This window comes from Streptomyces jeddahensis (assembly GCF_001642995.1).
Lineage (GTDB): Bacteria > Actinomycetota > Actinomycetes > Streptomycetales > Streptomycetaceae > Streptomyces > Streptomyces jeddahensis.
Genome location: NZ_LOHS01000158.1, coordinates 56,112 through 68,727, shown reverse-complemented (window position 1 = coordinate 68,727; position 12,616 = coordinate 56,112). Strand labels below are relative to the sequence as shown.

The following is a 12,616-nucleotide window of genomic DNA, read 5'->3' as shown; positions in this document are numbered from 1 at the left end:
GCAGCGAGGGCAGAGAGACGAGCGGCTTCGTACACCCCCGTGCACTCACCTCCTTCAGCAGCACTGCGCTGGTCGGGGCGGGGACACTGGTCAATGCCGCGGCCTCGTACGGACAACTGGCGCTCGCGGGCCGGGGCTTGGGGCAGGAGGCGGCAGACTCGTTCTCCGTCTTCTGGGCGATCGTCTTCTCGGTGGGCATCGGCCTGTTCTTTCCACTGGAGCAGGAGCTGACCCGCGCGATCGCGGACCGGCACGCACGGGCTGTCGGTACGACCCCGCTGGTACGGCGGGGAGCTGCGAGCACACTCGGACTCGCCTGCGCCACCCTCGGCCTGCTCACGCTCGGATCGTCTCCGCTCGCCGACGCGCTGTTCGCCGGGGATCGCTCTCTGGTGAGCGCACTCGGCGGGGCTCTGCTCGGGCTCGCCTGCGCGCATGCGACGCGGGGAGTCCTGGCCGGTCTGGGGGCGTTCTCCGGGTACGGCGCCCAGTTGGCCCTGGACGCGGTGCTGAGGCTGCTGCTGACCGGCGCGCTCGCAGCCGCCGGGAACAGCTCCGCCCTGGCGTACGCGCTGGTCCTCACCGCCGCTCCCGTACTGGCCTCGCTGGCAGTGCTGCCGACGGCCGTGCGCCGTACCGCGCCCGGCCCCGGGCCCCTGCCGGGGGAGCTCGGGGCGGGTGCGGGGGCGTTGATCATTTCCACGCTGCTCACCCAGGGCGCAGCCAACGCCCCGGTGATCACGGTGAGGCTGCTCGCGCCAGACCGGGCTGCTCTCGCCTCGGCGCTGCTGTACGGGCTTGTGCTGGTGCGCATCCCTCAGTTCCTCGTCGCCTCGTTGCAGGCATCGCTGCTGGTACGGCTGACCCATGCCCACACACGGCTCGACCCGGCCGGCTTTCGCCGTGCCCTGCTGACGTGCGTGGCTCTGGTCACCGGTGTCGCGTCCGGCTGGATGCTGCTGTGCGCGCTGCTGGGCCCCATGGCGAACGTCGCTCTGTTCGCGGCCGAACCGCTGCTGGACACAGCCGACTTCGTGTTGCTTGCTTTCGGCTCCACCGGATTCCTGCTGGCCCTGGTGCTCGGCAACGCCGCGGTCGCAGCAGGCCGGCGCGGGGCCCAGGTACTGGCCTGGTCATGCGCTTCATGCCTGCTTCTGGCCCTCCCCGCACTCAGCGACGACGCGCTGTGGGGCGCGGAGCTCGCATTCGCGGCCGCCGCCTGGGCCGCCACCCTCGTCCTTCTGCTGTCCTTCCGCTCGCTGCTCGGGTCCGACGCCCAGGAGTTCTCTGCCATGTCAGACACCCCGCCCCGTTCCTCGGAGGATGCGCCCATCGCGGCCACCGGTACCTCCTCCCGGCAGCGGCACATCGGTGGCGAACAGATGGACCGAATGCGGCTGTCGGGTGCGCCAGGCAGTCGGCAAGGTCTTCACCTACCGCGAGTTGGTTCTGGCGGGGGCCTCGTGGCGGCGGCCGCGAAGGCCCGCGCCCTCTGGTCGCGCGTACCGCCCGCGCTGCGGTTGCCACTGGCCGTCTTCCTCGCCTGCCAGGCCTGCTACCTGCTGTGGTGGGCGGCCTTCTTCCCGGGCGTGATCACCAAGGACTCGGTGGTCTACATCTGGCAGGTCACCACCGGCCACTGGCGCTCGGACCACTCCGCGCTCTACAGCTCACTGGTGTGGTTCTCCCTGAGATCTACGGGAGACCTGTGGGCGCTGACACTGCTGCAGACGATCGCGATGTCCGCGGTGCTCGCCTATGCGTGCGCAAGCCTGCGGGCTCTGGGTGTTCGAGGGCGGTGGAGCGCACCGGCCGCGGTGGTCTGCGCCGCGGCCCCGTCGCTCGGGTCGTTCACCGTCTTCGTATGGAAGGACGTGCCGTTCACGATCTGCGCGGTGCTGGTCTTCGCCGTGGCGGTACAGCTGGTGGGCAGGCGGGTGCACGGCACATGGAACGGACGTCTGCGCCGCTCGGAGCTCCTGCTGCTGTGCATCGGGTTCATGGGCGTCGGCCTCTTCCGCAACAACGGCTTCCCGGTCTCCGTGATGGCGGCGCTGGCCCTGCTCCTGGCTCTGCCTGGGGCGCGGCGCCTGATCGCCGCCCTGGCCGCCGCCACCACGGCCCTGACGTTGTCGCTCATGCTCGTGATCTATCCGGCAGCCGGTATCGAGCGGCCGAGCAAGACATTCGTCTACAACCTGCACTACGCCGACCTGGCTGTGGCCTATTCGCGGCAACCCAGCCTGTTCACCGCCGACGACCTGCGGCTGATGTCCCAGGTGGCCCCGCTCTCACACTGGCGCGGCCCCGGGGCCAACTGCTATGCCGCTGATCCGTTCTACTACAACCCCGCCCTGGACAAGGCCGCGGCCGAGCGGCTCACCGAACCGCTGGTGCGGTTGTGGTGGCGCACCCTGCGCAAGGCCCCTCAGCAGATCCTCGACGCACGGTTGTGCCGGGCACACATCGCCTGGGCCGTCTTCCCCGGGCCGCCCGACCAGGGCGCCAGGACGTGGACCAACGGCACCTCGATCCCCACCAACCTGTGGGGATTCACCGAATGGGAGTGGGGGCTCAAGGACAGCCCGTACCTGCCGGTGATCAAGACCCGGCCACTGTCCCAGGACCTCAACGACGCTGCCACCTTCGGCCGCTACGCCTTCCACGTCCCGCAGCTGGAGTGGCTCTTCTGGCGTGGCGCCACCTGGTCCTACGCCACCTATGTGCTTATCGCCCTGCTCACCCGGGCCCGCCGCTGCCGTCCCTTGCTCGCCCTGGCGGGCGTCACCCTCGGCGTGCAGCTCACCGTGCTCGCCGCCAATCCCGCGCCGTGCTTCCGCTACATGGCCACGCCCATGTTCATCGGTGTGCTCTGTCTGTCGCTGATTCCCGCACTGCGGGCCACGGTCGACGGCGTCGTCCCGCCCCGGGCGTCCAGGCCACTGCCGTCCACCACCTCGACGAGCGAAGTGGAGCACGTCCCATGAAAGCGTTCGTCCGCCGTTCGCCCGCTCGACGGCGATCCCATTCCCGGCGTCGTCGATCTCCCCCAGCCTCCCCACCCGCGCGGCGACCGCCGCATCACGATGGAGCCGCCGACACCGACGGTGCCCACGGCCCTGTTCCGCACAGAGGGAAGCCGATGAGCCTGTCGGCTCCCTGCCCCGCAGATCCCCAGTCCCCCTTCATCCTGCCGGAGACCTCCACCATGACCATGACCAGCAGCCAAGCGACCACCGACCAGGACGGCGATCTGCCCCGGCCCAGCTCGCTGGGAGAGGTACCGGGCTGGTTCTGGCCGCTCGACCAACGCCTCTTCGCCTGGTTCCTGGGGCGCGAGACCCCACAGAATCCCCCCGGCGACCTCCTTGAGATGGGCTGCTACCTCGGCAAGAGCACCATCGTCATGGGCGCGTTCCTGCGCCCCGGCGAGAAGATGACCGTATGTGACCTCTTCGGCGCCGACGACGGCTACACCAAGGAGGAGACCAAGGTCTTCTACCAGAAGACACTGAACCGTCGCGCCTTCGAGGCCAACTACCTGGCCTTCCACGAGACCCTGCCGGAACTGGTCGAGGCGCGCACCGACGTCCTGGCCAACGTGATCGCCGAGGACTCCTGCCGGTTCGTCCACATCGACGCCTCGCACATGTACGAGGACGTGAGGGGCGACATCCTGACCGCGAAGAAGGCACTGCGCGAGGACGGCATCATCGTCCTCGACGACTACCGCACCGACCACACCCCCGGTGTGGCGGCGGCGACTTGGGAAGCGGTGCTCTGTCACGGCCTGCGTCCCGTGATGCTGTCGTCCAACAAGCTCTACGGCACCTGGGGCGACCCTGCGCCACTCCGGGACGCACTTCTTGAGGAGCTGCGGACCATCCCCATGTGCTCGCCGGAGATCCAGCATCTCGCCGGTCACAGCGTTGTCCGCGCCTCACGGGAGAAGATCCCGGCAGCCGACCTGGTCACCTCCCGCTACGCCGCCACCGGCCAGGGACCCCACGTGGCCGCCCCCCGTAAACCCGCCTCCGAGTGCGTATCCAGCCCGGCACATGCCCTGTCGTCGCCCATGGCCAGGACGCCGAAGGGCCGCTCTCTGCCGCGCCGGATCGCCCTCGATCTGCTGCCACCGGTCGTGACCCGGACGCTACGACGGGCCCGCCGCTCAGGGGCCTGACACACGGTACTTCGGTCCCTGGCTCTGTCCGAGACGGCGGCCAGGGACCGAAGTCTTTGTACCGGAGGCCGGTTGCCTGCGAGGTACTCCGGCTGCCCAACACGATGGCGAACCGTTTCTTCAATTATGCCAATTGGCCGAGCCCCGACTCGATGAGATCGTGTCGCTTCTTGCGCTGGGGTCGGTAACGCACAAACATGCCCGAGACGGTTTTACCTGAAATGGCACCAGGATTCCTGAAGGGGCATCAGGTGAGATGGCTTTCGACCCACAGCAGCGGTTTCTGAGTTTTGTGCCCGGCGGCAACGGAATCATTTACGGAATCCAGGCCGACGGAAACCTCTATTGGTATCGTCACATCAACTGGACGACCGGCACACCCGCCTCCTGGGCGAATTCCGGCAACGGGCGGCTCATCGGCACCGCATGGCAGAAATTCCGTTTCGTCCTGGCCGCCGCGGACGGGCAGCTCTTCGCGTTCCTGCCGAACGGGGATCTTCTCTGGTACCGATATATCCTGAGCAATATCAACACCGGTGCGGGGAGCTGGCACTCGGCAAGCGGCACCCGAATCGGAACCCAATGGAACTTCCCGCGCGTCATCGGCGGGTGGAACAACGTCTTCTACGCGGAGGACGGCAATGGAAACCTGCGCTGGTACAGGTACACCGGCACGAACGGCTCCTTCAGCTGGGCGGCGAATTCGGGGTCCACGATCGGAACGAAGTGGCAACCCTACGTCCAACTGTTCGCAGACCCGAACGGAGTCATTTATGGAACGCGGCACGGCAGCGCGCTCCGTTGGTTCCGCTACCAAGGTGCAGGAGGGTTCAGCTGGGCGAACGGCGGCAACCCCATTGACCTCGGCATTCTGGGACCGTTCGAGAGGGCGATCTTCTCGAACGGCGGTGGTGCCATCTACAAGGTCAGGACGAGCACGACCAACCCGCCCGGTCCCGACACCCAACTCCAGTGGTATCGACTCCTGAACTCGGAGACCGTGAACACCAGCGGTGTCCAGTTCGCCAGCGGGTCCGGTGCCGTGGTCGGGAGCGGTTTCACCCGCGAGAATTCGGCGGCGCTGCAGGGTTACCCCACCTCGCTGTCCACTCCACAGGGCTCGAGCCTCAGCATCCACGTCTCATCGACCTTTCCCTCGTACACCTCCTCAACCGTCCGCCTTGCTCCCGACCCCGCCGTCGTCACCTCGCCCACAACGCGCACGGGGCAGCTCCAACTGCTGCAGAGCGGATATCACAGCGCCGGCTGCGGGTGGAATCCGTCCTTTTCGGTGAACGTGGGGACGGATCCCAACGTCTGGCCTTCGGGTGTATATGCATCACGACTGAGATCACCCCAGGGCAAAGAACACAACGTGATGTTCGTGGTGAGGCCGTCACCGCTGCCACAGAACCAGATCGCCGTCCTGGTTCCCACAAACACGTATAACGCCTACAACTACTGGGGTGGGCACAACCAGTACACCGCAGGTCAGGCGGGTTCCCAGCGGACCGTCACCCTACAACGCCCCAATATGGGAACCTCCTGGGACAACTTCTACGTCACGGCGACCGGGATCATCGACCACCTGCTGTACAGCGACCTACTGCTCCTTCAGTGGATGTCCGCACCTTCGCAGAACATCGGTTATGACTGCTACACCGACAGAGACCTGCATACGACGGGTGCCAGTTGGCTGTCCGTCGCGAATTACAGGGCGCTGGTGCTGACCACCCATCCGGAGTACTTCACTCAGACCGCCCGTAACAACGTCGTGAGCTACCAGAACGCGGGCGGCCGCATCATCTACCTCGGCGGGAACGGCATCTACGAGCGAATTCAGTATACGCCGGACGGTAACGCAGTCATCTTTCGCCGACCTGACGGCACCCGAGACCTTTTCCGTCAATCCGGGCAGTCTGAATCTCAGATCCTGGGCGTGGAGTTCTACTCGCCATCGTTCATGACATTTGCGCCGTACCAGGTGCGAAACAACCACCCCTTCCTGGCCGGAACCGGCCTCAGCGTGGGAAACAACTTCGGCAGCGTCGCCTACAACACTGGGGCCAGCGGCTGGGAAATCGACCGACGGATCGGTGCGGTGCCCGGATCGGTGCTCATCGCCGAGGGCCTGAATTCGGGTGGCGGCGCCGAAATGCTCTACGTACCCAAACCACTCAACGGCTGGGTGTTCGCAGCCAGTTCCCTGTCCTTCAACGGCGGGATTCCGAACGATGCCGCGATTCAGCAGATCCTACGGAACGTTTTCACGTGGGCGGTGGACCCCAATCCGCCACTGGCCCCCGTAGCCGAGCGCAGCCTGGCGTCCGTTCGCTGACGGAGAGAAGAGAACATGGAGAAGATCTCGCGTCGTGCCGTATTGGCCGGCGCCGCGACTGCGACGATTGCGCTGAGCCTTCCCGCCTCGGCCGCGTGCGCGAAGCCCGCAAAAGAGAAAGAGAAAGAGAAAGAGCAGGCGCTGGCGACCAGCGACTGCGGAGAGCTGGGCAGCATGCAGGCCTGTGTCACGGCACGACAGGTCCAGGATGTGTCCGGTATCCAGTACGACATCTCAAACGGCGGTAACGAGCCGGCGAGCTACACCGTGTGGTACGTGGACGTCAACGGCGGACCCGAATCAGGAAGACACACGGTATCGGTGGATTCGGGGGAGAGCGCCGTCGGATATTTCTACGGTGACCTCGGCCACTGTTTCACTCTGCACGTGTGTTCGGCGGCAGAGGGTGAGGAAGAGCAATGCCTCGTCCTCGGACCCGTATGCGCCGAATACCCATCAGACTGGTAGCAAAACTCGAAGACTTTCCTAACGAGAGAAATGGACGGGCATGCGAAAAATCCCAGTGCTCGCGTTTGTCATTCTCGGAGTCGCCCTGCCTGCCGCACCTGCTCACGCAGGCGCCACGGTCTGCGCGCAGGACGGCGTGGCTCGGCTGTGTGCCACCGCACAGGAAGTCCAGGACGTCACGGGCATCAATTACGACGTGACCCAGCAGGACGGCCTGGGAAGCTACCAGATCCACTACGTGGATCTGAACAGCGGCTTCACCTCGCTCCCGCAGAACGTCGGCCCGCTGCAATACCAACAGCATGGCTTCGGCACCCTGTTCGGCGATCTGGGGCACTGCTTCCGAGTCGTCCTGACCAGCGAAGCGGGCACCAGCCTGGACGTGGAACCAGTCTGCCCCTAGCAGGGCCGGCAAACCCAGCACCATCGTGGAGAATTCGATGCCCCGAAGTGACAGAACCCGACACATTCGCCGGTCGGCGTGGAGTGCGCTCAGCGCCGTACTGTTCACGCTCACCGCTCCAGGCACGTCCGCCCACGCGGCCACCACCTGCACGGATCCAGCCGTGAGCAATTACCACGTGGACGAGAACGGCAAACTGCGACGCTGGACGCACGGCAGCCCTCTGACGGGCACCGCCAGGTGGAACCAAACCGTGATCAGTCCGGCGTGGAGTGCCACGAAAACCATCTCCGGTGGTGATGGAGTGATCTTCACTATCACCCCATCCGGCAGTCTGCTCTGGCACAGAGACAACAACTACGACGGCTCCGGCGGGGCCGAATGGCATTCCCAGAGCGGGTCGGTGATCGGCACCGGATGGTCGTCGTTCACTACTGTCCTCGGCGGCGGAGACGGCGTGATCTACGCGGTGGCCTCCGATGGAAGGCTCTTCTGGTACCGGTACATGGGCTCCGACGGCCAGGTCAGCTGGGCCAACAATGGCGCGGGCCGTCAGATCGGCTCCGGATGGAGCGGCTTCCTCCGCGTCGCCGCCAGTGGAAACGGCGTCCTGTATGCCGTGCTGGCCAACGGGCAACTGCGCTGGTATCGCCACCTGGATCCGGACAATGGCACAAACAGCTGGGCCAACAGTGGCGCGGGGAGCACGATCGGAAGCGGATGGGCCGGGTTCACCAAGCTCGCCTCCTTCGGCGCCGGCATCCTGCTGGGCCGGAACAGCACCGGCACGATTTTCTGGTACCGCCATCTGGATCCGCTGGGTGGAACCACCACATGGGCCAATGGTGGATCGGGCACCGCCCAGGGCACGGGTTGGAATGACAACCAGCTCGTGGCCGATGTGACCGGCTGCAGAGCCACGTGAGCGCGATGGGCGTCCGGCTGCCCGCTTTCCGCATCCGGACGCCCGTCGGATCGTTCCACAGCACATGAAGCACAACAGTGAAGCGCAAGTCGCGCCGGTCCGCACCGCAACCGGTGCGCAGATCGACGAGTCGGCCGCATTGGGCCCCGGCACCGCCGTATGGGAACTCGCCCAGATCCGTGAGCGGGCCGTGCTCGGCGAGAACTGTGTGGTGGGGCGCGGCGCCTATGTCGGCCCCGGTGTCCGGATCGGCGACGGGGTCAAGATTCAGAACCACGCTCTGGTCTACGAGCCGGCGGAACTCGGCGACGGCGTCTTCGTCGGCCCTGCGGTCGTGCTGACCAACGACCACAACCCTCGCTCGGTCGACCCCGAAGGGCGGCCCAAGCGGAGCGGCGACTGGGAGCCCGTGGGGGTCACCGTGGCCGAGGGCGCGTCGCTCGGCGCCCGCTCGGTGTGCGTGGCCCCTGTCCGCGTGGGCCGCTGGGCGATGGTCGCCGCCGGTGCCGTCGTCACCCGGGACGTACCGGACTTCGCCCTCGTCGCCGGCGTCCCGGCCCGCCGCATCGGCTGGGTCGGGCGCGCGGGTGAGCGGCTGCGTGTGCTCCCGGGTCCAGCCGCTATCTGGGAGTGCCCGCGCACCGGCGTTCTTCACGCGGAGAAGGACGGCGTCCTCATCGAGGTCTCCGATCCGCTGACGACGGCGAACCAGGCAGGATCGTCTCTGCCCCGGCCCACCGGGCATGGCGGATGAACCGCCGCACGTCGACACCAGACGCGTACCGGGAACCGGCCGGTGCCGAGCTCCCGGTACGCGTGGTGGCCGCGGGCGTGAATCAGCGGCGAGAGGGCGGGATCCGCGAAGCCGAAGTGCTGCCGCTCGCCATCGGGGTCACGAGAGTGCCGCCCCGCGCGCTGGATCGATTCCTCCAGTCCAGGCCCCCGGCGGTGGCGGCCAAACGGTCCGGACTCTCCTGGATGTCGAGCATGAGGGCGCCGATGAGGAAGTGAATCCCCGTGAGGATCGGCAGGGTTGCGAGCAGGACACTTCCGGCGCTGGCACTCGAAGGTCCGAGTGTGTGGATCAGCACCCAGGTGCTCACCGCACTGCCGAGGACGAGCAGGAACAGTCCCGCCAGAAGCAGGAGAGCGATCGGCGAGAAGGAGAAGACAACGTACTTCAGGACTACGCGCCGACAGGATCCGCGGGCCAGTTGAGCGATCAACGCTGGAATGACCCTATGCATGCGCATGGTTGACACCTCGTCCCCGTAAACGGCCGGAACCGGGACGTCACAGGCGGGGATCCGGAGGATGTTCAGGTTGATCAGAAGGTCGTTCTCAAACGAGTAGTCCTTGGCCACACGGTCGAGGTTCAACCGTCTCAGCGCCGTCCGGTGAATCGCGGTGTACCCGTTCTGCGGGTCGAACAGATGCCAGTATCCGGACGCCAGTTTGGTCATGAAGGACAGGATGACGTTGCCGAGAATCCGGTATTTCGGCATGCCGCGATAGGAGTCGCGAGAGTAGAAGCGGTTCGCCTTGGTGAAGAGAGCGGTCCCGTCGCAAATCGGGTCGAGCAGGGCGGGAAGATAGGCTGGGTCCATCTGACCGTCGCCGGCCATCACGACCGAGACGTCACACCCCAGCCGCAGTGCCTCCTTGTGCCCGTCGCAGACCGCTCCGCCCACTCCGGTGTTGTTCTCGTGCCGAATGAGCACCAGGCGTGGATCGCCTGTGCCGATCGCCTCCGTAGCCGTCGCGTCACTGCTGGCGTCGTCGATCACGACGATGTGATCGACGAAGTCGGGCGTAGTGTTGATCGTCCGGGCGATCAACTTCTCCTCGTTGTACGCCGGTACCACGACCGCGACCTTCAGATCCTGATACACGAAGAATTCCTCACACTTCATCTCGGTGGTGGGCCTGCGTGGGCCGGGGAGGGACACGTGGCGTCAGGTGCGCGGCTGTCACGAACGTTGTGTGACCACGGCCAGGTCCGGGTGCGGGTTCCGCAACGGCAGGGACACCCGCCGTCGTGCCGAGTCGAGGACCGCTTCCGCGACCTCGACGGTCCTGAGCCCCTGGCTGAGAGTGACGATGTCCGTGGCCTTGCCGCCGACGGCATCGCGGAACCGTTCATGCTCGACGAGCAGCGGTTCACGCTTGGGGATGGCGTACCGGACCATGTCGCCCTCGGAGACGCCGCGGAAGGCGCTCAGTGCCTCCCACTCCATGGGCACGGCGCCATTGGCGTGAAAGGTGAGGTCGGCGGTGAGGGTGTCCGCGATGAAGCAGCCGCGTTCGCCGGTGATGGCGGTGAACCGCTCCTTGAGCGGGCTCAGCCAGTTGACGAGGTGACTGACCATGGTGCCGTCGGCGAGGTCACCGACGACCGCGACCATGTCCTCGTGCGGGTGGCCGCTCTTGGAGACGGTGCGGGCCGTCACCGTGGCGTACTCGGAGCCGGTCAGCCATCCGATGAGATCGATGTCGTGGGTCGCCAGGTCCTTGACCACTCCCACGTCGGCGATGCGGTGCGGAAAGGGTCCCTGCCGACGGGTGACCGCCTGGAACACCTCGCCGAGTTCGCCCGCCTCCAGACGTGACTGCAGGCTCTGCAGCGCCGGGTTGAAGCGCTCGATGTGCCCGACTCCCGCGACGAGTCCAGCCTGGTCGAAGGCGTCGACGAGCCGGCGGGCCGCCGCCGCGGAGTGCGCGAGCGGCTTCTCGATCAGCGCGGATACGCCGTGCTCGGCGAGGCCCAGACCGATCTCCTCGTGCAGTGCCGTTGGGCAGGCGACCACGGCGTAGTCGAGGCCGAGGGCGAACAGCTCTGGCAGGGTGGCCACGACGGGAGCGCCCCGGCTCGCACCCGCGGGGTCTCCCGCCGGGTCCATGACGCCGACCAGTGCGACGCCGTCGAGCGAGGACAGTACCCGGGCGTGGTGGCGTCCCATCGCCCCGAGGCCGATGAGCCCCGCCCGCAGGATGTGCGTGCTCACCGGGCGCCTCCGGCGATACTCACGTCACGGGCGATCCGCTCGAGCTCCGTCTGTCCGAGGGTGGGGTGGATCGGCAGCGAGAGCACCTCGGCGGCCGCTCGGTCGGTCTCGGGCAGGGGCGGTCGGCCCGGGTCCAGGTAGGGCGTGAGCCGGTGGATCGGCGTCGGGTAGTACACCGCGCTGCCGATGCCCTTCTGTTCCAGCTCCTGCTGCACCGCGTCCCGGCGGCCGTCGGGAATGCGCACCGTGTACTGGTGGTAGACGTGCCGAGCACCGTCCGCCACGTGCGGCACGGGGAGCCCGTGGATGAGGGAGTCGAGCACCTTGGCGTTGGCCCGCCGCCGCTCGGTCCAGGCGGGAAGCTGCTTCAGCTGTTCGCGGCCGATGGCCGCCGCGACATCGGTCATCCGCATGTTGGCGCCGACGATCTCGTTCGCGTACCGCTGCTCCATTCCCTGGTTGCGCAACAGCCGCAGGATGCGGGCGAGCTGGGGATCTCCGGTCGTGATCATGCCGCCTTCCAGGGCGTGCATGTTCTTCGTCGGATAGAAGCTGAAGCAGCCGGCCAGCCCAAACGTTCCGACAGGCCGGGCGCCCAGGGCGGCACCGTGCGCCTGGCACGCGTCCTCGAGTACGGCGAGCCCGTGGCGCTCGGCCAGCCGCGTCAGCCGGTCCATGGCCGCCGGGTGTCCGTACAGGTGTACAGGCATCAGCGCCGCGGTGCGCGGTCCGATCACGGAGGCCGCGGCGACCGGATCGAGGCAGTAGGTGCGGGGGTCGATATCGGCGAAGACGGGCTCGGCACCCACCAGGCGTACGGCGTTGGCCGTGGCGGCGAAGGAGAAGGACGGCACCACGACCTCGTCGCCGGGTCCGATGCCGAGCGCCATCAGGCTCAGCTGCAGGGCGGACGTGCCGGAATTGACCGCGATGCAGGCGCGGCCGTCGACCAGGTCGGAGAACTCCTCCTCGAACGCGGCCACTTCGGGCCCCTGGACGACACGGCCGCTGCGCAACACCCTTACGGCGGCTTCGATTTCGGCAGTGCCGATCACGGGCCTGGCGGCCGGGATCGACGGGATGGTCCCGCTCATGGACAGTCTCCGTTGTTCGGGAACGAGAGCGTCGGCCTGCCTTCAACCTCCGTTTCCCGGCGGGAGTTTCCGGTGCTTGAGAGCTATCCACTCCGGTGGGCTAGGCAGAAACGATTCGCCATTACTGCACCGTACGCACCTGTTCGGACGGCAATGACTTTTCTGACCGACTGGCCCGGCAATGACCCTTGATGGACGGC

The 12,616-nt window shown here is 66.9% G+C and carries 10 protein-coding genes; 7 read left to right on the top strand and 3 right to left on the bottom strand.

What is annotated here, in order from left to right:
• Positions 1 to 137: 137 nt before the first annotated feature.
• The 7 genes from STSP_RS32395 (at position 138) to STSP_RS32365 (ending at position 9,071) form a co-directional block, all read left to right on the top strand.
• Positions 138 to 2,987 (top strand): hypothetical protein, encoded by a 2,850-nt coding sequence (locus STSP_RS32395; protein ID WP_067284587.1) that lies wholly within the window; start codon positions 138 to 140, stop codon positions 2,985 to 2,987.
• A 227-nt stretch (positions 2,988 to 3,214) separates the two neighbouring features.
• The gene (locus STSP_RS32390) at positions 3,215 to 4,183 is read left to right on the top strand and encodes a class I SAM-dependent methyltransferase (RefSeq protein ID WP_067284611.1); all 969 of its coding nucleotides are present in this window, start codon (positions 3,215 to 3,217) and stop codon (positions 4,181 to 4,183) included.
• Positions 4,184 to 4,439: 256 nt separating this feature from the next.
• A complete protein-coding gene (locus tag STSP_RS32385) occupies positions 4,440 to 6,521 on the top strand; it encodes a N,N-dimethylformamidase beta subunit family domain-containing protein (protein WP_067284586.1) in 2,082 nt (693 codons plus the stop codon).
• A 15-nt stretch (positions 6,522 to 6,536) separates the two neighbouring features.
• Positions 6,537 to 6,989 carry a hypothetical protein gene (locus STSP_RS32380; RefSeq protein ID WP_067284585.1) on the top strand — a complete coding sequence of 151 codons (453 nt, stop codon included), beginning with the start codon at positions 6,537 to 6,539 and terminating at the stop codon, positions 6,987 to 6,989.
• 55 nt (positions 6,990 to 7,044) lie between these two features.
• Positions 7,045 to 7,392, top strand: a complete 348-nt coding sequence (locus STSP_RS32375) for a hypothetical protein (RefSeq protein WP_067284584.1) — start codon at positions 7,045 to 7,047, stop codon at positions 7,390 to 7,392.
• 163 nt (positions 7,393 to 7,555) lie between these two features.
• Positions 7,556 to 8,317 (top strand): tachylectin-related carbohydrate-binding protein, encoded by a 762-nt coding sequence (locus tag STSP_RS32370; protein WP_157902954.1) that lies wholly within the window; start codon positions 7,556 to 7,558, stop codon positions 8,315 to 8,317.
• 64 nt (positions 8,318 to 8,381) lie between these two features.
• A complete protein-coding gene (locus STSP_RS32365) occupies positions 8,382 to 9,071 on the top strand; it encodes an acyltransferase (RefSeq protein WP_067284582.1) in 690 nt (229 codons plus the stop codon).
• Between the two features lie 82 nt (positions 9,072 to 9,153).
• On the opposite strand, the gene STSP_RS32360 is transcribed toward STSP_RS32365, so the two are convergent.
• The 3 genes from STSP_RS32360 to STSP_RS32350 form a co-directional block, all read right to left on the bottom strand.
• Positions 9,154 to 10,209, bottom strand: a complete 1,056-nt coding sequence (locus STSP_RS32360) for a glycosyltransferase family 2 protein (protein WP_067284581.1) — start codon at positions 10,207 to 10,209, stop codon at positions 9,154 to 9,156.
• A gap of 78 nt (positions 10,210 to 10,287) precedes the next feature.
• Positions 10,288 to 11,277 (bottom strand): Gfo/Idh/MocA family protein, encoded by a 990-nt coding sequence (locus STSP_RS32355; protein ID WP_408646393.1) that lies wholly within the window; start codon positions 11,275 to 11,277, stop codon positions 10,288 to 10,290.
• Positions 11,278 to 11,318: 41 nt separating this feature from the next.
• Positions 11,319 to 12,416: a DegT/DnrJ/EryC1/StrS family aminotransferase gene (locus tag STSP_RS32350; protein WP_067284579.1), complete on the bottom strand. Its 1,098-nt coding sequence runs from the start codon at positions 12,414 to 12,416 to the stop codon at positions 11,319 to 11,321.
• Between the last annotated feature and the right edge of the window lie 200 nt (positions 12,417 to 12,616).

Bases quoted from the DNA above. Each gene is read 5' to 3' on its own strand.
- STSP_RS32390 (WP_067284611.1), top strand. From the start codon at position 3,215: ATGACCAGCAGCCAAGCGACCACCGACCAGGACGGCGATCTGCCCCGG.
- STSP_RS32385 (WP_067284586.1), top strand. From the start codon at position 4,440: ATGGCTTTCGACCCACAGCAGCGGTTTCTGAGTTTTGTGCCCGGCGGC.
- STSP_RS32380 (WP_067284585.1), top strand. From the start codon at position 6,537: ATGGAGAAGATCTCGCGTCGTGCCGTATTGGCCGGCGCCGCGACTGCG.
- STSP_RS32365 (WP_067284582.1), top strand. From the start codon at position 8,382: ATGAAGCACAACAGTGAAGCGCAAGTCGCGCCGGTCCGCACCGCAACC.
- STSP_RS32355 (WP_408646393.1), bottom strand. From the start codon at position 11,277: ATGGGACGCCACCACGCCCGGGTACTGTCCTCGCTCGACGGCGTCGCA.
- STSP_RS32350 (WP_067284579.1), bottom strand. From the start codon at position 12,416: ATGAGCGGGACCATCCCGTCGATCCCGGCCGCCAGGCCCGTGATCGGC.